Raw genomic sequence first — 19,238 nt, forward strand, 5'->3', positions numbered from 1 at the left:
GTCAGCCCGTCAACCGCTGCAGCCAACTGCTGCCGTTGGCGAAGGAGCGTCCACCGAGACGGCGTAGGGCGTCCTCCGTCGAGGTGAGCGGGTGCTCAGCATAGATCTGCGCGATCTCCGCCGCCGTGTTGGGCAGCCGCGAGAATTCCTCGACGATCGCGTCGTAATGGGTCTTGAGCGTGCGCGAGGAGGGATCGAGCCCTGTGACGATGACGAGGCCGGTCGGAGGCGCATCCACCAGCATCACGTCGAGATCGGGCCGGTAGCGCTTTAGGATCGGCACGATCTTCCAGACGTCCCCGGTCCACCAGCCCTCGAAGGGGGTACCCCGCGCGCGAATGTCGGCCTGCATCGGGTCGCGGTCGGCCATCGGTTCGGCCACCGGCAGGCAGTCGTGCATCACGATGATCGAATCCCGCCGGCAGATCGCCTCCGTGTTGAAGAAGTCCCGCAGCAGGAACTCGAACAGGTGCATGCCGTCGAGGAAGGCGAGGTCGATCCGGCCGCCGATGTCGCGGCGCAGATTCAGGTGGGCGAAGAACACGTCGCTCATCACCTGAAACAGCGAGACCTTCACCTTGTTGGCCGCGATGTTGGTCTTGAGCTGGAACTCCGGATCGACGGCGATGCCGTGCCGGCAGGCGACCCCGGAGAAGATGTCGCCGAACGCAACGCCGATCTCCAGGTAGCGCCGGACGGCGGCGTTACGGGAGAGCTTGGCCAGCACGTTCGCGTAGTGCTCGCCCCGGTGCTCGCCGGCGATGGTGTGGCCGGGTTCGGTCGAAGCCGTCATCAGAAGCGCTTCTCGATCAGTTCATCCGCCAGCGGCGCAGGCTCCGACCGGGCCAGAACCTCGCTCAGCGTCTCCACCACGCGGTCGGGGTCCTCGCCGACGAGGTAGTTCAAGTCGAGGCCCTCGCGGATGAAGCCGTGGGCGCGCATATGGTCGATCAGGGTGATCAGCGGGTCCCAGAATCCGTTCACCGAGAGCAGCAGGATCGGCTTGCGGTGCTGGCCGAGTTGCGCCCAGGTGAGCTGCTCGACCAGTTCCTCCAGCGTGCCGATGCCGCCGGGCAGCGCGACGAAGGCGTCGGCCCGGTCGAACATCAGCCGCTTGCGGGTGTGCATGTCGGACACGACGATGGTCTCCTGCACCGCATCGAGCATGCGCTCGCGCGACTTGAGGAAGTCCGGGATGATGCCGGTGACGTAGCCGCCTGCGTCGAGCGTCGCGCTCGCGACGGTGCCCATCAGGCCGACATTGCCGCCCCCGTAGACGAGCTTGACGCCAGCGCGGGCAAGCGAGGCGCCGAGCCGACACGCGGCCTCGGCGAAGGCCGGATCGCCGCCGAAGCCGGAGCCGCAATAGACGCAGACGGAGGTGAGCTGCGCCATCACGCGTCTCCTCGACGGAGGGGGCGGGACAGGTCAAGGCTCAGGTTCATGCAGGCGTCCAAGCGACAGAATGCTGAGTTCGCGCGGGAAAAGAGGATATGTGCGCGTTCGAGCTTTGGTGTTCTTCTCATGTTCGTTAATATGTCACCGGATTTAGACGGGTTGTCGACAATCGGCGGCGCATCGTGCTCGCCCGCGGCAGCCCGAGGGGTACGGGAGTGAGCGGCCATGACGGCTGAGGTGCGGCGAAGCATCGTCCTCGCGGTAGCGGGGCTGCTCGGCGGCTTCGCCATGGTGGTCGCGTTGTTCGGGACCGGGGAGCTTCTCAAGCGCAACGCGGCGGTCAATCCTTCTGCCGAAACGCCGGCTAAGCCGGGAGAACCTTCGGCCGGAACGGAGACCGGCGACCGTGCGAGCAAGGCACCCTCAACGGACTCCCCTCATGCCGCCCTCGGAGCCCTATCGCAAGGGGGCGCAGGGGAGGACCCAGCGAGCGACGCGCAGCCACGCGCGGAAGACGGAACGCCGAGCTTCGACATCGTTCGGGTCGAGCCGGACGGGGCGAGCGTCATTGCCGGGCGCGCGGCGCCCCACAGCCGCATCGAGCTGCTGCGCGACGGAAAGCCCTTCGCCACGGCTCAGGCCGACGCCGCCGGTCAGTTTGCGCTGACGCCGCCGGATCTACCGCCGGGCACGAGCGAGATCGCCCTACGCGGCACCGGCCCGGACGGCAAGCCGCTGCCGGGGCGCGAGAGCGTGACGATCGTGGTGGCCGAGAAGCGCGATGCCAAGCCGCTGATCGCCCTGAGCGCGCCCAACGCGCCGACGCGGGTGCTATCCCAGCCCGATGCGCCTGAGGCTGCCGGCAAGCACCCCGCGACTGGCTTTGCCGGAACGCCCGGCCAGGCCGCGCCGACGCCGGGCGAGGCCGAAGGATCGCGAGAGAGCGGAAGTGCAGCCGGCAAGGAAGCCGGAGAGAACCGCTCGATGGCAACCAAGCCGAGCCGCGAATCGAACAAGCCGGCCGGCAAGACGGCTACCGTACCGGGCGCCGTCCGCATCGTCAGCGTCGATGCGCAGGAGGGCGGACGACTTCACGTCACGGGTCAGGCGACGGCGTGGAGCAGCCTGCGCCTCTATCTCAACGATACCATGGTGGCCGCAGGGCAATCCGGGGCCGACGGGCGGGTCGCCTTCACAATCGGCCGGGGGGTGAAGCCCGGCGCCTACCGCATCCGCGTCGATTCCGTCGACCCGGCCGGCGGGAAGGTGAAGGCGCGCGCCGAGGTGGCCTTCGCATATCCCGACAGCACGCCGCCGACGCCGTATGCGGAGACAGGCGCGGCCGGCGCGACGAAGCCCGACGGGACACCCCTGGCGGTTCCAAGCCGGGAGCGGGCGGCGGCCGAGCCGCGTCCCGGCGCATCTGAGCAAGCCGGAGCGAACCGCGCAACGCCTTCGGCGGCGAAAGCCAAATCGGCCGACGTGAATTCTGCGCCGAGCCTCGCGGCCGCCCCGCCCATAGAGACCGGCGCTATGCGCGCCGAGCCGGATCGTCCCGCGGCAGCGGGTTCGCCGTCTCAGGCCGCGTCCTCGGGTGCCACGGCACCGACACCGGGCGCCGATCGCAGGGCCGCCACCGCGCTCGCGCCGAGCCTTCCGGCCGCTGCTCCCCCTGCAGCCGGTGCGGGCGCCGTGTTCGTACCGGAGGTCAGCACCGCCCGGATCACCCGTGGTGACAGCCTGTGGCAGATCAGCCGGCGCACCTACGGCCGCGGCAACCGTTACACCGTGATCTACGACGCCAACCAGGATCAGATCCGCGATCCGAACCGGATCTATCCAGGGCAGATGTTCGTGCTGCCGAAGGACGCACCCGCGCGTGAGACGCCGTCGGCGCGAAGCGGCCTGGATCGCCGGACCTGACCGGAAGGCCGGACAAGCCTGGGGCGGGGAGGGTGCGCGATCGGGCGCGAGCGCCTATATGCGCCTCGTGACGGCCGCATCGCGCCGAGAGATCCTTCCGAACCGCACGATGGCAAAAGCACCCGCGCCGGCGGGGGAGAGCGCGTCCGCGCCTCTCGAGCGCCCCGGCCTCCTGACGACCTATCGCCGGCTCTGGCCCTATCTCTGGCCCCACGGCCGCGCGGATCTCCAGCGCCGGGTGTTCATCGCCTTCGGGCTGCTCTTCGTCGCCAAGGGCGCGACGATGGTGATGCCTTTCACCTTCAAATGGGCCACTGACGCGCTGGTCGCCGCGGTGGGCGCTAAGGATGGGGCAGGGGACGCGGCCTCTGCGGTGCCGGCGGGCCTCGTCTCGGCGCCGTTCCTCCTGATTGCCCTCTACGGCCTGTCGCGCATCGCCATGGCCGGGCTGACGCAGGTGCGCGACGGGCTGTTCGCCAAGGTCGCGATGCACGCCGTGCGGCGGCTCGCGCTCCAGACCTTCGAGCACATGCACCGACTTTCCCTGCGCTTCCATCTCGAGCGCAAGACCGGCGGCCTGACCCGCGTGCTGGAGCGCGGTCGCTCGGGCATCGAGGAATTGTCGCGCCTGATGGTGCTGACGCTGGTGCCGACCATCGTCGAACTGGCCCTCGTGCTCGGCATCCTCGCCTACGAGTTCGACTGGCTCTACTCGGCAGTCGTCGCGACGATGATCGCCGCCTATCTCGGCTTCACATGGAAGGCGACCGAGTGGCGCATCGGCATCCGCCGCCGGATGAACAACTCGGACACCGAGGCCAACACCAAGGCGGTCGACTCGCTCCTGAACTTCGAAACGGTGAAGTATTTCGGCGCCGAGAAGCGCGAGACGGCCCGCTACGACGCCTCCATGGAGCGCTACGAGAAGGCGTCCACCCAAACCTACGTCTCGCTCGCGGTGCTGAACGCCGGCCAAGCTGTCATCTTCACCCTCGGCATGACGGCAGTGATGTGGCTCGCCGCTCGCGACATCATGGCGGGTCGCACGACGATCGGTGGCTTCGTGCTCGTCAACACGATGCTGGTGCAGCTCTCGATCCCGCTGAACTTCATGGGGATGATCTACCGCGAGATCAAACAGGCACTGATCGACATCGACGACATGTTCCTGATCCTGCAGCGCAACCCGGAGATCGCCGATCGCCTCGGCGCGCCGCCGCTCAAGATCGAGGCCGGGACCGTCCGTTTCGAGGACGTGCGATTCGCCTATATCCCGGAGCGGCCGATCCTGCGCGGCATCTCCTTCGAGGTGCCCGCGGGCCGAACGGTCGCTATCGTCGGCCCCTCGGGGGCGGGCAAGTCCACGCTCTCGCGCCTCTTGTTCCGCTTCTACGAGCCGAATGCGGGCCGTATCACCATCGACGGGCAGGACATCGCGGGCGTCCGCCAGGACAGCTTGCGCGCGGCGATCGGCATGGTGCCCCAGGACACGGTGCTGTTCAATGACACCATCGGCTACAACATCCGATACGGCCGCTGGGACGCCAGCGAAGCGGAGGTGCGCGAAGCGGCGCGCCTCGCCCAGATCGACCGCTTCATCGAGAGCCTGCCGGAGGGCTACGACACGCCGGTGGGTGAGCGCGGTCTGAAGCTCTCGGGCGGCGAGAAGCAGCGCGTGGCGATCGCACGCACCATCCTGAAGGGGCCGCCAATCCTCGTCCTCGACGAGGCGACCTCGGCCCTCGACTCCTTCACCGAGCGTGAGATCCAGGCGGCGCTGGACCGGGTCAGCCAGGGCCGCACGACGCTGGTAATCGCCCACCGCCTCTCGACCGTGATCAACGCCGACGAGATCCTGGTGCTCGATCACGGCCGCGTCGTCGAGCGCGGCGACCACACGAGCCTGCTGGCGCGGGGCGGCGTCTACGCCGCCTTGTGGAACCGCCAGCGCGAGGCGGATGCCGCCCGCGAGGCGCTGAAGCGTGCCGAGGACGAGCGCACGCTGGCCGAAGCCGCCACGCTGGAGCCTGTGCACTAACCCGCGGTTGACGGAACCGCGCCCCCCTGCCATCCGGCGGGGAAGATTCGCCCCGCCGGAGTCCAACGGGAGCCCATGACCGACCTCATCGAGACGATCCGCCGGACGCTCGTGCCGATCCACAAGGAGGGCTACCCCTTCATCCTGATCGGCATCGTGCTCACCGTGGTGCTCGGCTACTTCTCGCAGTTCTTCGGCTGGGTCTTCCTGATCCTGACGCTCTGGGTCTGCTACTTCTTCCGCGATCCCGAGCGGGTGGTGCCGGTCGGCGACGGTCTCGTCGTCTCCCCCGCCGACGGGCGCGTGAACCTGATCTCGACCGTGCTGCCGCCGCCGGAACTCGACCTCTCACATGAGCCAATGCTGCGGATCTCGGTGTTCATGAACGTGTTCGACTGCCACGTGAATCGCGTGCCGGTCTCCGGCAAGATCGGCCAGATCCATTACACGCCCGGCCTGTTCCTCAACGCCGAGCTCGACAAGGCGAGCGACGACAACGAGCGCAACGGCCTCGTCATGGAGACGACCCATCGCGGCCAGCCGGTGCGCATCGGTGTGGTGCAGATCGCCGGGCTCGTGGCGCGGCGCATCGTCGGCTTCGTTTCGGCTGGCGATACCAAGCAGGTCGGCGAGCGCTTCGGCCTCATCCGCTTCGGCTCGCGCGTCGACGTCTACCTGCCGGTCGGCACCCGCGTGATGGTGGGGCTCGGCCAGAAGGCCGTAGCCGGTGAAACGGTGCTGGCCGATCTCGGCGGCGGGGCCGAGCGGGCCTTCCGCCGCATCTGATCTCTTTGCAGAAGGGCGACATGCCGAGAAGCGACGAGCCGAGAGACGACATGGACGATCTCTTCCCGCCCTTCGCGCCGGACGCGAACGATCGGCCGCGCCGGTTCCGGCCGGTGCCGTTCCGGATGATCGCGCCGAACATGATCACCCTGCTCGCGCTCTGCCTCGGGCTGACCGCGATCCGGCTCGCCTTCGAAGGACGGTACGAGCCGGCCGTCATCGCGGTGATCGTCGCTGCCGTTCTCGACGGGATCGACGGCCGGGTGGCGCGCCTGCTGAAGGGCACCTCGCGCTTCGGCGCCGAGCTCGATTCCTTGGCCGACTTCGTGAATTTCGGCTGCGCCCCGGCGCTGATCCTCTACAGCTTCACCCTCCACAACCTGAAAGACGTCGGCTGGATCGTGGCGCTCGTCTTCGCCATCGCGATGTGCCTGCGGCTCGCGCGCTTCAACGCGATGCTCGACGATCCCAACCGCCCCGAATGGAAGAAGGACTACTTCGTCGGCATGCCGGCGCCGGCCGGCGCCATCACTGGGATGCTGCCGCTCTACCTGCACTTCCTGGGCGTGCATTTCGACCGCTGGGGCACGCCGGTCATCCTCGCCTACGTCGTGGCCATCGCCCTTCTCGTCGTCTCCACGGTGCCGACCTTCTCAGGCAAGACCTGGGGCAAGCGGGTGCCGCGCGACCTCGTGGTCCCGATCTTCCTCGTCGTGGTGGTCGGCTTCGGCCTCGTCATCAGCTTCCCGTTCGAGGCGATGGCGGCGGTCAGCCTGGCGTACCTGGCGGGCCTTCCCTTCGGCGCCGCGCAGTACCGCAAGCGGCTGAAGCAAGAGGCAGCGGCCGAGCGGCTTGCCGGGGCCAAGGACAGTCTGGACGCCCCGAAGGCGTAGCGCGTCCGCGATCGCTCTCCGCGGCCGATCCGAGGGTTGGCAGATGGACCGTGCGACGAGCCTGACGCCGCGTCCCTGGCGCACACCGGCAGGATCGAGGAGCCCGCCATGACAGGAGAGACGACAGGGCAGACGGACTTCGCCCGTCTGGTTGGGATCACCGTACCGATCGTTCAGGCACCGATGGTCGGGCCGAAGGCGCCTCTTGCCGCCGCCGTCAGCGCGGCGGGCGGCCTCGGCTCGCTCGCCTGCGCCGCGCTCACGCCCGATCAGATCCGCGCCGAAGTGGCCGAGATCCGCCGGCGAACGGACGCGCCGTTCAACCTCAACTTCTTCTGCCACGAGCCACCTGCGCCCGATGCCGGCCGGGAGGCCGCGTGGCGACGAGCGCTCACACCGTTCTACGAAGAACTCGGCCTCGCCCCGGAAACGCCGGTGACGATGGCCAACCGCATGCCCTTCGACGACGCGATGGCGGATTTGGTGGCGGAGCTGCGCCCGCGCGTCGTCAGCTTGCATTTCGGTCTGCCGACGGAGCCGCTGCTGCGGCGGGTGCGGGCGGCGGGCTGTCTGATCCTGTCCTCGGCCACCACCGTGCGCGAGGCGCGCTGGCTCGCCGAGCGCGGGGTCGACGCGGTGATCGCGCAGGGCGCGGAGGCCGGCGGCCATCGCGGCATGTTCCTCACAGACGCGGCCGCCTCACAGGTCGGCACCGTCGCCCTGGTGCCGCAGATCGCCGACGCGGTGGACGTTCCGGTGATCGCGGCCGGCGGCATCGCTGATCCCCGCGGCGTCGCGGCGGCCTTTGCTCTCGGCGCGAGCGCGGTACAGGTCGGCACCGCCTTTCTGCGCTGTCCGGAAGCGGGCATCTCCGCACCTTACCGTGCAGCCCTGAGCGCGGCGCGAGACGAAGACACGGTGCTGACCAACGTGCTCACCGGCCGCCCAGCCCGCAGCCTGCTCACCCGCGCCGTGCGGGAGTTGGGCCCCCTGAGCGCGCTCGCACCAGCCTTCCCCAGTGCCGCGCCCGCGCTCCAGCCCCTGCGCATTGCGGCCGAGGCGCAGGGCTCGGGCGATTTCTCGCCGCTCTGGTCGGGACAGGCCGTTGGCCTCTCGCGGGAACGTGCGGCGGCCGAACTGACCTGCCTGCTGGCGGGCGGTGTGCCGAAGTAAGCCACAACGAGAAAGGGCCGCCCCGAGGGGCGGCCCTTTCGTTCTCCGAGATGATCTCGGACGAAAATCAGCGCGAGTAGAACTCGATGACGAGGTTCGGTTCCATCTGCACCGGGTAGGGCACCTCGGTGAGGCCCGGGATCCGGGTGACGCGGGCGGTCATCTTCTGATGATCGACCTCGATGTAGTCCGGGACATCGCGCTCGGCGAGCTGCGAGGCCACGACCACGAACTCGAGCTGGCGGGAGGCTTCCTTCACCTCGATCACGTCGCCGGCCTTGACCTGGTAGCTCGGGATGTTGACCCGGCGGCCGTTGACCTTGATGTGCCCGTGGTTGACGAACTGGCGCGCCGCGAACGGGGTCGCCACGAACTTCGAGCGGTACACCACGGCATCGAGGCGGCGCTCGAGCAGGCCGATCAGGTTCTCGCCGGAGTCACCGCGCAGGCGGATCGCCTCGGCGTAGTAGCGGCGGAACTGCTTCTCTGTGATGTTGCCGTAGTAGCCCTTGAGCTTCTGCTTGGCGCGCAGCTGCGTGCCGAAGTCGCTCATCTTGCCCTTGCGGCGCTGGCCATGCTGGCCGGGGCCGTACTCGCGGCGGTTCACGGGGCTCTTCGGGCGGCCCCAGATGTTCTGGCCCATACGGCGATCGAGCTTGTGCTTCGCCTGGACGCGTTTTGACATCGCTGTTCCTCTGGAACAAATTTTTGAGGAACGCGCCCTCCTCTCCCTCTTCGCCGGAGCGGCGAGGGCGACAGGGCGGCTGTTACCGCCCACGGGTGCGTATGAAATGCGACGGGGCCCCAAACCGGAGCCCCGTACACGAGCGGGTGCCTAGACGAGAACGCCGGCACCGTCAATGCCGCGACCAAGATCGCGGCTCCGCCGCACGCCGATCCTCACCTTTCGTTAACCCTCGTATCGCCTGAATCGCGCGAGAGAATCCCCGAAATTCGACGGAGCGCCGACCCATGCCGACGCCGACCACCCGCGCCAGCCTCATCGGACTTGCACTGACCAGCAGCCTCATCGCTGGTTCAGCCCGCGCGGATTTCCAATCCTGCCTTTCGGGCATTCAGGCGCAGGCCGCGAGCGCAGGCGTCTCGGCGCAGACCTTCCGGGCGGCAACGTCCAACATCGCCTACGACGACAAGGTGATCGAGCTGTCCCAGGCACAGCCCGAGTTCAAGACGCCGATCTGGGACTACATGTCGGCGCTGGTGGACGAGGAGCGGGTCGAGGACGGGCGCGCGGCCATGCGCCAGCACGCCCAGGCACTGGCGAATGCCGAGGCGCGCTACGGCGTCGATCGCTACACCATCGCCGCCGTGTGGGGCGTCGAGTCGAATTTCGGCAAGAACCTCGGCAAGATGCCGCTGGTGCAGTCGCTGGCCACGCTCGCCTGTTCGAGCAACCGCCGCCGCGACTTCTTCCGCAGCGAACTGATCGCGACTCTGAAGATCATCGAACGCGGCGACATCGATGCGTCGCGACTCACCGGCTCCTGGGCCGGCGCCTTCGGCCAGACGCAGTTCATGCCGACCACCTACCAGCGCCTCGCCGTGGACGGTGATGGCGACGGGCGGCGCGACGTGGTCGATTCGGTGGCCGATGCGGTCGCCTCCACCGCCAACTTCCTGCGCGTCGCCAAGTGGTCGAACGGGCAGCCCTGGGGCTACGAGGTGCGGCTGCCGCGCGGCTTCAACGTGGCCGCCGCCGGGCGCAAGAACAAGCACGCGGTCGGCCACTGGGCCTCGCTCGGCGTCACCCGCGTCGATGGCAAACCGCTGACGGGGGAGGGGGCCGCCGGCATCCTGGCACCCGCCGGCATCAACGGCCCCGCCTTCCTCGTCACCAAGAACTTCGATGCGATCTACTCCTACAACGCAGCCGAATCCTACGGACTGGCCATCGCGGTACTGTCCGACCGCCTGCGGGGACGCCCCGGCGTCCAGGCCGATTGGCCGACCGACGACCCGCCGCTCTCGCGCGCCGAGCGCCGCGACCTCCAGAGCCGCCTGCTCGCCCGCGGCTACGATGTCGGCGAGCCGGACGGCAAGGTCGGTTCCAAGACCCGCGAGGCGATCAAGGATGTCGAGCGCCAGCTCGGCATGCCGGCCACGGGCCGGCCGGGCGGGAAGGTGCTGGAGGCGCTGCGGCGGGGGTGATCTCTTCGATCGGAGCGCGTCCGTCTTCGATCAGAGCTCCGGAAAACGGGCCTTCACCTCGTTGACGAAGGCATCCGCCTGCTCGACGGCCCAGAGGCCGTCGTCCGCTTCCAGGATATCGCCGAAACAGTCTGAAGAGAGGCGAAGCTTCTCGACGTGATTCAGAGAGCGTCCGAACGCGGGATCGATCCGGCTCGTCGGACGAGGTACTGGCAGAAAGCCGTGATCAAACCGCGATGCGTCTTGATGGCTACCGGCGGGCCGAGCAGTCCGGGAAGCGTCATCAACGCCGTGCGGGCCGAATCGAACATCGCGTAGTAGGCGCGATTGCAGGCCCCCTTGGCATCACCGTCATGGAGAAGCACGCGGGCGCTGGCCAAGGCCCGCTCAGCCTTCCACATGAAGGACGAGAGAGCGTCGGGCGTATCGCTCACACACGCACTCCATCACGCCAGATCGCGTCGATGAGCGCCGGGTTGCTGAACGCGACCCGGCCCGGCGCTCAAGTTCGTCCTCCCAAAGCGGAAGCGGATCGACGAGCACACCCGTTTCCATCAGCACATCGAATGCGATCCCGGCCATGTCTCTCGACGCGGAACGCCGATCGCCCGAAGTGCCGGCGAGTACGACGGCCAAGTCGGCATCACTGTCCGCGTTATGGCTGGCGCGTGCGCGGCTCCCGAACAAGATGCCGCCTCGCACCGGATAACGACCATCGAGCCGCTTGAGGAACAACTCGGCCGCATCCAAGGCCTCGCGATTGACCAATTTCTCGGATGCGCTGATCGTCCTCATCGCAGTGGTCGTCCGACGCCAAGTGTGCTTGGGCCGCACCGGCTTCCTATAGCACGGCACGAGGATCGAAGGGCGCCGCGAGTTCCGCTCACGCTGTTCAAGACGGAGCAACAAAAAACCCGCCCCGAGCATCTCGGGACGGGCGCGTCGGCGAAAGCGGCTCCGCTGAGCCGATCCTTCGAAAGATTACTCCGCGGCGGCGGGAGCCTTCTCGGCCTTGGCCGGGCGGTCGTTGCGCTCGACGATGCGGGCCGACTTACCGCGGCGATCGCGCAGGTAGTAGAGCTTGGCGCGACGGACCTTACCGCGGCGGGCCACCTTGATCGAATCGATCATCGGGGAGTGCACGGGGAACACGCGCTCCACGCCCTCGCCGTAGGAAATCTTGCGGACGGTGAAGCTCTCGTTGAGGCCGCCGCCGTTGCGGGCGATGCAGACGCCCTCATAGGCCTGGACGCGGGTGCGCTCGCCTTCCTTGACGCGGACGTTGACGATGACCGTGTCGCCCGGCTGGAAATCCGGAATGGTCTTGGCGAGGCGGGCGATCTCTTCGCGCTCGAGTTGCTCGATGATGTTCATTGGAAATGCTCCGGCCGTTAGCGCCCGTCCGGTGAGGTCCGGGCGTCAGGATTTCGGCATCCTGTTGTGAGTTGGCCGGGCCTTTACCCGATGCGCGCGGCTTTGTCGATGGGCCTCCCCGCAACGGTCAGGCTTCTGCCGTACTCAGTAGCGCGACGGAACGATCATCGCCTGTGAGATCGGTGCACGGATGTAGTCGGCATGGCGCACGCGATCCGGCAGCACGACGGACGGATGCTCGACAGGACCATAGGGGATCTGCTCCAGCAGGTGGCTGATGCAGTTGAGCCGGGCGCGCCGCTTGTTGTCCGCCTCGACCACCCACCAGGGTGCCTCGGGGATATGGGTGCGCGCCAACATGTCCTCCTTGGCGCGGGTATAGTCCTCCCAGCGTCGGCGCGATTCGACATCCATCGGCGAGAGCTTCCACTGCTTGAGCGGATCGGCGATGCGCATCTGGAAGCGCAGGGCCTGCTCGGCGTCGGTGATCGAGAACCAGTACTTCACCAGCCGGATGCCCGAGCGCACCAGCATGCGCTCGAACTCGGGCACGGAGCGGAAGAACTCCTCGACCTCCGCCTCGGTGCAGAAGCCCATGACGCGCTCGACGCCGGCGCGATTGTACCAAGAGCGGTCGAACAGCAGGATCTCTCCCGCAGCCGGCAGGTGGGCAACATAGCGCTGGAAGTACCATTGCGTGCGCTCGCGCTCGTTCGGCGCGGGCAGCGCCGCCACGCGGCAGATGCGCGGGTTGAGGCGCTGAGTGATGCGCTTGATGACGCCGCCCTTACCGGCCGAATCGCGCCCTTCGAAGATCACGACGACCCGCAGGCCCTCTGTCTTCACCCAATCCTGAAGGCGCACCAGTTCGTGCTGAAGCCGAAGCAGCTCGCGGAAGTAGGTGCGGCGCGACGGCGTTTGGCCGTCGTCGTGATCCTCATCGAAGCCGAGCTCCAGCTCCTCGTCGTAGCTGTCGGCGAACTCACGGCGGATCGCCTCGAAATCGATAGAAAGCGGGCGGCTGTCGTCGCGCATGGGGAGGAGGGTCCAGGCTCGGGTCGGGCCCGCCGCTTAGAGCACCCTCGTGTGACAGGCCGGCGAAATCCCACCGGCCAAACCACCCCTCAGTTCCGCACGGAGCCGGTCGTCGTCACGGCGGCGTGGGGCTTCACGGCCGCGGAGGAAGTCGTGTCCTTCACCGCCTCCTTCGCGGCCGGCTTCGGCTTGGCGGATGACGCCTCGGCGAACTTCTCGTCCTTGACCGGCTTTTTGCCCGAGACCTTGTTCCCCAGAACCTTGCTGAAGGCGCTCACATCGCCGTCGGCGTCCGCGACGGTGACGCGTTGCGGCTTGCCGTCGGTCTTGCCGACCTTACCCTCGCCCGCCTTGGCCGTCTCCTGCATGGCCACGACCGTCGTCGGCTTCTCCCGCTCCTTGCGGGCAGCCGCAGTCTTGGTCGGGCCGGGCGCGTCGGTCGGCGCCGCGGCGACGAGGATGGGCTTGCCCTTGGCGTCGACCTCGAACTCGTTCGGGCCCAGCGCGAGGCTCTCCGGGCGGCTGACCTCGCCGAGATTGTGCCGGACGTAGTCCTTGGCGGCGTAGGCCAGCTCCTTTTCCTTGTCCTTCTCGTTCTCGATCAGGCTCGCGAAGGTCGGGCCTTCGGGCTTCTGCGGGCGGAAGACCGGATTCTGGCCGCCGTCGTCATAGACGACGCGAGTCGCGGGCGTGCCCTTGGCGATCAGCTCGGCAACCTCGTGGCTGTCGCGGTCGCGCTTCTCGGCGACGAGCGGATCGACCCGCGGCGTGCAGTTGCCCGCCGCCACGTCGGCACCACCGAACACGTACTTGGTGCCGCAGGCCGCAACCCGCGGCTCCTCCTTGAGGGTCTCGAAATAGTCCGAGCCCTCCTTGAGGTTCTTCCAGAACGGCGCGTTGGGGTCGTTGCGGAACTTGGCGATGTTCGCCGCGGTCATCCGGAACGGGTAGGACTGAAATTGGAACGCGCGCTGCCCGCCGTTGAAGGCCTCGCGGGCGATCGCGTAGATCTCGGCCATCGAGGCGTCGGTCATGGCAAAGCAGCCCGACGACGAGCAGGTGCCGTGCACCATGATGTAGTTGCCGGTCCCACCCTTGGCCCGGTCGATGGCGTTCGGGTAGCCGACGTCGAAGGACAGGTAGTAGCTGGAGTTCGGGTTCATCTGACCCGGCGTGATCGTGTAGAACCCTTCCGGCGCCTGGCGGTCGCCCTGCTTCAGCTTGGGGCCGAGCTGGCCCGACCAGCGGCAGATCGGGAAGGTCTTCAGGAGCGCGTACTGGCCGTTGGAGCCGCGCTTCCACACCTCCATCTCCGCTTCCTTCTTGAAGGCACGGATCAGGATCGGGTCGGACTGGCTCATGCCCTTGGTCTGCATGAGTGCGACCGTCTCGGGCGGAATTGGCGTCAGGCTGCGGGACGAGGCGCCGCCGAGCATGGCGCTGTCCTGGCAGGCACCGAGGGTCATCGCCAGAGCAACGGCAGCAGCCGCCACAAACGGACGCACAGCCATGGGGAACCCGTCCTTACGTGTCCTCGCCCGCAGGGCACCTCTCGGCCCTTTTGCGGACGTCACTCCCCAAACCCAATAGACTCGCTAAGCTTACCCGAACCTTACCGCAATGCATGGATCCACTTTGTGGACAGGCGTTGCAGGACGGTCACGGTTCCGCGGAAACGCGCCCGTACTCCCGGACCCACTCCTTCAAGAAGGCATCATCGGCCGGGTCGGCGAAGCGGACTCCCACCGAAGCCGAGCGGACCTCGACCCTGAACCAATCGAGATGTGGTTCCTGCGTGAGCGGGCTGGCAGCCCGGTGCTCCCCCTGCTGAAGCTGGAGCACCGTGAGGTGATTGTCCGCACCCCGCGCTCGCGCCCGTACCACCAGCGCGTCGCGGATGGCCCGGACCGTCTCCGCGTCGGTGGGAAGAGCGGTCATCAGGTAGAAGTGATTTCGGGCACCGGGCCGGTCCAGAGCGGCGCGCAGCCGCCGGACGCCGGCCTCCAGGAAGCGGTAATCCTCGTCGCTGGACGCCGGGTCGTGGTGGTTGAACACGAACGGAATCGCGTACCGCTCGCGATAGAGGAGATGGCGGCAGCGGGTCTCATCGGGGGCGCGGCGCTCAGACAGCGGCGTGCTCTCGTAATGGCGCCGATCGAGCAGATCGGAGAAATCATCGGCCAGGCAATCGCGCACCATGCCCGGCGACGAGAAGATCCAGTCGAAAGGGGCCGACCATGTGCGCAGGCCGAGGCCCTTCAGGATCTGCGCCGTGTGGCAGTGGCTGCCGAGCGAGATGTGATTGACGGGGCCCGGCTCGCGGGTGTCGCGTCGGCCGAGGAGGCGCAAGCCTTGCAGTAGGCCCGCGCCCAGCCCCCGCTTCACAGCTTGCGGCCGATATCGAGGAACTTCTGGGCGCGCCGGTCACGGATCTCGTCGCGGCTCAAACCGTCGAATTCGCCGAGGGCTCGAGCGATGGCCTCGCCGGCGGCGGCGAGCGCCGCCCGACGGTCCCGGTGGGCCCCGCCGGTCGCCTCCGGCACGATCGCGTCGATGATGCCCAGCCGCAGCAGATCCTGCGCGGTGATCTTCATGGCGGTGGCGGCGTCGTGCGCGCGGCCCTGGTCGCGCCACAGGATCGAGGCGGCGCCCTCCGGCGAGATCACGCTGTAGATGGCGTGCTCCATCATCAGCACCGTGTTGGCGGTGGCGATGGCGATGGCGCCGCCCGAGCCGCCCTCGCCGATGATGATGGCGACGTTCGGCACGCCGAGCGCGAGGCAGGCTTCCGTCGAGCGGGCGATCGCCTCGGCCTGGCCGCGCTCCTCCGCCTCGATACCGGGGAAAGCGCCGGCGGTGTCGACGAAGGCGAGCACGGGTAGGCCGAACCGGTCGGCGGTTTCCATCAGGCGCACCGCCTTGCGGTAGCCCTCGGGCCGGGCCATCCCGAAATTGTGCCGCAGCCGCGCCTCGGTGGTCGCGCCCTTCTCCTGACCAAGGACGCAGACCGGGCGGCCGCGGAAGCGCCCGAAGCCGCCGAGAATCGCCTCGTCCTCGCCGAAGCTCCGGTCACCAGCCAGCGGCGTGAACTCCTCGATCAGCCCGGCGCAGTAATCGACGAAGTGGGGGCGCTGCGGATGGCGGGCGACCTGCGTCTTCTGCCAAGGCGTCAGGGCGGCGTAGATCTCGGCCAGCGCCTGGGCCGCCTTGCCTTCGAGCCGCCCGACCTCCTCGCTGATCGAGACGGCGCCGTCGCGCTGGCCCAGGGCCTTGAGTTCCTCGAGCTTCGCCTCGAGTTCCGCCACGGGCTTCTCGAAGTCGAGATAGGAGCGCATCACCGCCATCGATCGTCGATCCAACTCTTGTTCGGCAGCCGCGCATCCGCCCGGCGTCCTGCGGCCGACTGGCGCGAGGTGTTCGGGGAAGCGGGCATGGGTGTCAACCGCCGCTTAGCGTCAGGGCGTGCGGCGCAGCAAGATCGACTTCGCCGAGCCGTTGAGGCAAGTCGTGGGACGAGAGGGTCCGCGCGGCCCGCGAACCGGAGGGAATTCATGCCCCTTAAAGGGAAAGCCGCCGTCGTCACCGGCTCGACGAGCGGCATCGGCCTCGCCATCGCGCGGAGCTTCGCGAGAGAAGGCGCGAACGTGGTCCTCAACGGCTTCGGCAAGCCCGAGGAGATCGAGCGAACGCGCAGTGACATCGAGGGCGAGTTCGGGGTCAAGGCAGCCTATTCGCCCGCCGACCTCACCAAGGCCGACGCGATCGGCGGCCTGATCGGACTCTCGGTCGAGACGTTCGGCAGCATCGACATCCTCGTGAACAACGCGGGCATCCAGTACGTCTCGCCGATCGAGGACTTCCCGGTCGAGAAGTGGGACCAGATCATCGCACTCAACCTCTCCTCGGCCTTTCACACCCTGCGCGCGGCCGTACCGCACATGAAGGCGAAGGGCTGGGGCCGGGTCATCAACACGGCGTCGGCGCACTCGATGGTCGCCTCGCCCTACAAGTCGGCCTATGTCGCGGCCAAGCACGGCATCGTCGGCCTCACAAAGACGGCCGCGCTCGAACTCGCCACCCACGGCATTACCGTGAACTGCATCTCGCCGGGCTACGTCTGGACGCCGCTCGTCGAGAGCCAGATCCCGGACACGATGAAGGCGCGCGGACTGACCAAGGAGCAGGTGATCGAGGACGTTCTGCTCAAGGCGCAGCCGACCAAGGAGTTCGTCACCGTCGATCAGGTGGCGGCGCTCGCCGTGTTCCTGTGCTCGGACGGCGCCAGTCAGATCACCGGCGCGAACCTCGCCATGGATGGCGGCTGGACGGCGCAGTAGTGCCGAAGGTTGGAGCGCGGCGGCGCCGCCGCGCTCCGGTCATCCCGTTCAGCGACGCGTGTGCAGCAGCAGGGCGAGGCCGTAGCCCACCGCGCCGGCAATCAGCAGGGCGAGGAACGGATTCTCGCCGACCTGGGTCTCGACCCGCTCGCGCCCGTCGCGCAGATAGGTGCCACCGTGACGGCTGACACGGTCGTAAGCATCCTCCGCATAGCCCCCGACATCATCGGCGATGTCGCGTACCGTATCCTTCGCCTGACCGTAGATGCGCTGCGCCCGGCCCTCGGCTTCCCGATAGCGGCCCTCCAGCGAGTCCCGGTCCGAGCCGAGTGCGTCGCCCACCGCACCCTGCGCCCGACCGCCGAAATCCTTCGCAGCGCCGACGACGCGATCCGTGTCAACCATGGCGGAACTCCTCATTTTCTGCCGTGCCCGCCACCTTGAGAGTTTCGGGCGGGCGTCGGACAGAAGAACGTGTGAGGACGGAATCGGTCCCGCGCCGCAGCGAAAAAGCGATGCTCGCTGCGCCCGACGGCGGGCTGGCTATCCCGCCTCGGCCAGCACGACCGACCGCGGCGGCGGCAGGTTGGAGCGCAGCTCGCGGCTGACCGCCGAGGAGGTCGCGACCGTGCCGAGATTGACGTAGGTCTCGTGGTTCTTCTCGATCGCCGAGAGATCGTAGAGGTAGTTCACCATCAGCCCGTAGGACTGCTTCAGGCCCTTCTTCGAGGTGTCTCCGAGGAAGTTCATCCGCTCCAGGCGGGCGCCGTTGCCGAGATGGAAGCGGGCGACCGGATCGAGCGGGCGGCCCTTCTCGTTCTTGGCACGCAGGAAGTAGGCCGCTGCCGCCGGCAGCATGGCGCGCCGCACGGCCTCGCACTTCGCCTTGTCGGCCCGCCAATCGTCGGTATCGAGCAGGCGCAGCGCCTCTACGTCCTCTCGGGTCAGACCCTGCGGCGCGTCGGCGCCGCGCTCGCGGTCGAGCCAAGTACGGAAACCGGGCACCGGCGAGAGGGTGACGAAGGTTTTCAGCGACGGGATCTCGCGCGCCAGATCCTCGACCACCTGCTTGATCAGGAAGTTGCCGAAGGTGACCCCGGCCAAACCCTTCTGACAGTTCGAGATCGAGTAGAAGATCGCGGTCGTGGCAGCCCCCGCCGGGACCGGCTCGCGCCCGTCCGCGAGGATCGGCTGGATCGCCGGAGCGATCGCGTTGGTCAGCGCCACTTCGACGAAGATCAGCGGCTCGTCGAGCAGCGCCGGATGGAAGAAGGCGAAACAGCGTCGGTCCGTCGGCTGGATACGGCGGCGTAATTCGTCCCAGTCGGCGATCTCGTGGACCGCCTCATAGCGGATAATCTTTTCGAGGATGTGGGCCGGCGTCGACCAATCGATGCCCCGCAGCACCAGGAAGCCCCGGTTGAACCAGGACGCGAACAGGTGCTCGAAATCGCTGTCGAGGCTCACCACCGCGTCGATCGTCTCCGGAGCGGCGTCACGCTCCTTCAGGCGCTTGCGCAGGGTGAACAGATCCTCGCGCATACGCACCAGCGCCAGGGTGCCGCCGCGGGCGAGATTCAGGCGCCGGATCAGTTCCTGCGAGCGAGGCTCGGCGGCGTCATGCAGAAGGCCGAGGCGCGCCCGCGTCGGCTCGGCCCGGTAGGCAGCGATGGCAGAATCGACTGCGTCGTGGTCGGCACCGAACTCGGCCGCCACGAGTTCGAGGAAGGCGAGCCGCTCATCGAGGGGGAAAGCAGCGTAGCGATCGAGAATCAGGCGGGCCAGCGCCACTCCGGAGGCTTCGCCTCGGCGGGAGATCAGATCCTCGCACAGTCTGGCGAGGTCGGCCGCACTCGCGGTCCGCGCAAGGTCACTGCGCGCCAGGCCGATAAGGTCGCGGCCCCGGTCGCTGATGGTCTGGATGAGATCACCGAGAAACGAGATCGCCGCCATGACCGAAGAAGCCCTTGGATCTGTCGAGCCGACCCGTGGCAGGCTCGGCTGTTGCCGGAACCTAGGGCCTCCGCCGCGTCGACGCCAGACTTGCGAAGCGTGGCATCCGTGCTTCGCACGTTGTCGATGATGCGATCCCGCCGGGCCTCACGGAACGTT

At 68.0% G+C, this 19,238-nt stretch carries 19 protein-coding genes; 7 read left to right on the top strand and 12 right to left on the bottom strand.

Features of this window, described 5'->3' with window-relative positions; all coding sequences use genetic code 11:
• Position 1: 1 nt before the first annotated feature.
• Both FHU13_RS08175 and FHU13_RS08180 read right to left on the bottom strand, forming a co-directional pair.
• Positions 2-793 (bottom strand): class I SAM-dependent methyltransferase, encoded by a 792-nt coding sequence (locus FHU13_RS08175; RefSeq protein WP_183435362.1) that lies wholly within the window; start codon positions 791-793, stop codon positions 2-4.
• Positions 793-1,395: a TIGR00730 family Rossman fold protein gene (locus tag FHU13_RS08180; protein ID WP_183435363.1), complete on the bottom strand. Its 603-nt coding sequence runs from the start codon at positions 1,393-1,395 to the stop codon at positions 793-795. The genes FHU13_RS08175 and FHU13_RS08180 overlap by 1 nt, the downstream gene beginning before the upstream one ends.
• A gap of 228 nt (positions 1,396-1,623) precedes the next feature.
• On the opposite strand from FHU13_RS08180, the gene FHU13_RS08185 reads away from it, so the two are divergent.
• The 5 genes from FHU13_RS08185 (at position 1,624) to FHU13_RS08205 (ending at position 8,211) form a co-directional block, all read left to right on the top strand.
• A complete protein-coding gene (locus FHU13_RS08185) occupies positions 1,624-3,321 on the top strand; it encodes a LysM peptidoglycan-binding domain-containing protein (protein ID WP_183435364.1) in 1,698 nt (565 codons plus the stop codon).
• Between the two features lie 109 nt (positions 3,322-3,430).
• A complete protein-coding gene (locus FHU13_RS08190; protein WP_183435365.1) occupies positions 3,431-5,359 on the top strand; it encodes an ABC transporter ATP-binding protein/permease in 1,929 nt (642 codons plus the stop codon).
• 75 nt (positions 5,360-5,434) lie between these two features.
• A complete protein-coding gene (locus FHU13_RS08195; RefSeq protein ID WP_183435366.1) occupies positions 5,435-6,145 on the top strand; it encodes a phosphatidylserine decarboxylase in 711 nt (236 codons plus the stop codon).
• A 50-nt stretch (positions 6,146-6,195) separates the two neighbouring features.
• Positions 6,196-7,038 carry a phosphatidylcholine/phosphatidylserine synthase gene (locus FHU13_RS08200; RefSeq protein ID WP_183435367.1) on the top strand — a complete coding sequence of 281 codons (843 nt, stop codon included), beginning with the start codon at positions 6,196-6,198 and terminating at the stop codon, positions 7,036-7,038.
• Between the two features lie 108 nt (positions 7,039-7,146).
• A complete protein-coding gene (locus tag FHU13_RS08205) occupies positions 7,147-8,211 on the top strand; it encodes an NAD(P)H-dependent flavin oxidoreductase (RefSeq protein WP_183435368.1) in 1,065 nt (354 codons plus the stop codon).
• A gap of 67 nt (positions 8,212-8,278) precedes the next feature.
• Here the strand turns inward: FHU13_RS08205 and rpsD are convergent, their stop codons facing one another.
• Positions 8,279-8,896 (bottom strand): 30S ribosomal protein S4, encoded by a 618-nt coding sequence (gene rpsD / locus FHU13_RS08210; protein WP_183435369.1) that lies wholly within the window; start codon positions 8,894-8,896, stop codon positions 8,279-8,281.
• Between the two features lie 287 nt (positions 8,897-9,183).
• On the opposite strand from rpsD, the gene FHU13_RS08215 reads away from it, so the two are divergent.
• On the top strand, positions 9,184-10,380 hold the full coding sequence (locus FHU13_RS08215; RefSeq protein ID WP_183435370.1) for a lytic murein transglycosylase: 1,197 nt from the start codon (positions 9,184-9,186) through the stop codon (positions 10,378-10,380).
• A 161-nt stretch (positions 10,381-10,541) separates the two neighbouring features.
• On the opposite strand, the gene FHU13_RS27625 is transcribed toward FHU13_RS08215, so the two are convergent.
• The 7 genes from FHU13_RS27625 to FHU13_RS08250 all read right to left on the bottom strand — a co-directional run bounded on the left by FHU13_RS27625 (position 10,542) and on the right by FHU13_RS08250 (position 16,124).
• Positions 10,542-10,760, bottom strand: coding sequence for a hypothetical protein (locus FHU13_RS27625; protein ID WP_246714543.1), 219 nt, complete (start codon positions 10,758-10,760; stop codon positions 10,542-10,544).
• 7 nt (positions 10,761-10,767) lie between these two features.
• Positions 10,768-11,175: a nucleotidyltransferase domain-containing protein gene (locus tag FHU13_RS08225; protein ID WP_246714544.1), complete on the bottom strand. Its 408-nt coding sequence runs from the start codon at positions 11,173-11,175 to the stop codon at positions 10,768-10,770.
• A 186-nt stretch (positions 11,176-11,361) separates the two neighbouring features.
• Positions 11,362-11,754, bottom strand: coding sequence for a 50S ribosomal protein L19 (gene rplS / locus FHU13_RS08230; protein WP_183435371.1), 393 nt, complete (start codon positions 11,752-11,754; stop codon positions 11,362-11,364).
• Positions 11,755-11,898: 144 nt separating this feature from the next.
• Entirely contained in the window at positions 11,899-12,789 is an 891-nt protein-coding gene (gene ppk2, locus FHU13_RS08235; RefSeq protein ID WP_183435372.1) for a polyphosphate kinase 2, read from the bottom strand.
• An 89-nt stretch (positions 12,790-12,878) separates the two neighbouring features.
• On the bottom strand, positions 12,879-14,300 hold the full coding sequence (locus tag FHU13_RS08240; RefSeq protein ID WP_183435373.1) for a L,D-transpeptidase family protein: 1,422 nt from the start codon (positions 14,298-14,300) through the stop codon (positions 12,879-12,881).
• Between the two features lie 148 nt (positions 14,301-14,448).
• Positions 14,449-15,174 (bottom strand): DUF1796 family putative cysteine peptidase, encoded by a 726-nt coding sequence (locus FHU13_RS08245; protein WP_183435374.1) that lies wholly within the window; start codon positions 15,172-15,174, stop codon positions 14,449-14,451.
• Positions 15,171-16,124, bottom strand: coding sequence for an acetyl-CoA carboxylase carboxyltransferase subunit alpha (locus tag FHU13_RS08250; protein WP_183435423.1), 954 nt, complete (start codon positions 16,122-16,124; stop codon positions 15,171-15,173). Before FHU13_RS08250 ends, FHU13_RS08245 begins: the two co-directional genes overlap by 4 nt.
• Before the next feature lie 216 nt (positions 16,125-16,340).
• On the opposite strand from FHU13_RS08250, the gene FHU13_RS08255 reads away from it, so the two are divergent.
• Positions 16,341-17,126: a 3-hydroxybutyrate dehydrogenase gene (locus tag FHU13_RS08255; protein WP_183435375.1), complete on the top strand. Its 786-nt coding sequence runs from the start codon at positions 16,341-16,343 to the stop codon at positions 17,124-17,126.
• A gap of 48 nt (positions 17,127-17,174) precedes the next feature.
• On the opposite strand, the gene FHU13_RS08260 is transcribed toward FHU13_RS08255, so the two are convergent.
• Both FHU13_RS08260 and FHU13_RS08265 read right to left on the bottom strand, forming a co-directional pair.
• A complete protein-coding gene (locus FHU13_RS08260) occupies positions 17,175-17,531 on the bottom strand; it encodes a CsbD family protein (RefSeq protein WP_183435376.1) in 357 nt (118 codons plus the stop codon).
• Between the two features lie 138 nt (positions 17,532-17,669).
• Positions 17,670-19,079: a malonyl-CoA decarboxylase gene (locus FHU13_RS08265; protein WP_183435377.1), complete on the bottom strand. Its 1,410-nt coding sequence runs from the start codon at positions 19,077-19,079 to the stop codon at positions 17,670-17,672.
• Positions 19,080-19,238: the final 159 nt, after the last annotated feature.

The organism is Methylobacterium sp. R2-1, from assembly GCF_014191355.1.
Taxonomy (GTDB): domain Bacteria; phylum Pseudomonadota; class Alphaproteobacteria; order Rhizobiales; family Beijerinckiaceae; genus Methylobacterium.

Excerpts from the sequence above, each read along its gene's own strand:
- FHU13_RS08195 (WP_183435366.1), top strand. The coding sequence starts at position 5,435 with ATGACCGACCTCATCGAGACGATCCGCCGGACGCTCGTGCCGATCCAC.
- rplS (WP_183435371.1), bottom strand. The coding sequence starts at position 11,754 with ATGAACATCATCGAGCAACTCGAGCGCGAAGAGATCGCCCGCCTCGCC.
- FHU13_RS08175 (WP_183435362.1), bottom strand. The coding sequence starts at position 793 with ATGACGGCTTCGACCGAACCCGGCCACACCATCGCCGGCGAGCACCGG.
- FHU13_RS08240 (WP_183435373.1), bottom strand. The coding sequence starts at position 14,300 with ATGGCTGTGCGTCCGTTTGTGGCGGCTGCTGCCGTTGCTCTGGCGATG.
- rpsD (WP_183435369.1), bottom strand. The coding sequence starts at position 8,896 with ATGTCAAAACGCGTCCAGGCGAAGCACAAGCTCGATCGCCGTATGGGC.
- FHU13_RS08250 (WP_183435423.1), bottom strand. The coding sequence starts at position 16,124 with ATGCGCTCCTATCTCGACTTCGAGAAGCCCGTGGCGGAACTCGAGGCG.
- FHU13_RS08265 (WP_183435377.1), bottom strand. The coding sequence starts at position 19,079 with ATGGCGGCGATCTCGTTTCTCGGTGATCTCATCCAGACCATCAGCGAC.
- FHU13_RS08215 (WP_183435370.1), top strand. The coding sequence starts at position 9,184 with ATGCCGACGCCGACCACCCGCGCCAGCCTCATCGGACTTGCACTGACC.
- FHU13_RS08185 (WP_183435364.1), top strand. The coding sequence starts at position 1,624 with ATGACGGCTGAGGTGCGGCGAAGCATCGTCCTCGCGGTAGCGGGGCTG.
- FHU13_RS08255 (WP_183435375.1), top strand. The coding sequence starts at position 16,341 with ATGCCCCTTAAAGGGAAAGCCGCCGTCGTCACCGGCTCGACGAGCGGC.
- FHU13_RS08225 (WP_246714544.1), bottom strand. The coding sequence starts at position 11,175 with ATGAGGACGATCAGCGCATCCGAGAAATTGGTCAATCGCGAGGCCTTG.
- FHU13_RS08200 (WP_183435367.1), top strand. The coding sequence starts at position 6,196 with ATGGACGATCTCTTCCCGCCCTTCGCGCCGGACGCGAACGATCGGCCG.
- FHU13_RS08190 (WP_183435365.1), top strand. The coding sequence starts at position 3,431 with ATGGCAAAAGCACCCGCGCCGGCGGGGGAGAGCGCGTCCGCGCCTCTC.
- ppk2 (WP_183435372.1), bottom strand. The coding sequence starts at position 12,789 with ATGCGCGACGACAGCCGCCCGCTTTCTATCGATTTCGAGGCGATCCGC.
- FHU13_RS08205 (WP_183435368.1), top strand. The coding sequence starts at position 7,147 with ATGACAGGAGAGACGACAGGGCAGACGGACTTCGCCCGTCTGGTTGGG.
- FHU13_RS08180 (WP_183435363.1), bottom strand. The coding sequence starts at position 1,395 with ATGGCGCAGCTCACCTCCGTCTGCGTCTATTGCGGCTCCGGCTTCGGC.
- FHU13_RS08260 (WP_183435376.1), bottom strand. The coding sequence starts at position 17,531 with ATGGTTGACACGGATCGCGTCGTCGGCGCTGCGAAGGATTTCGGCGGT.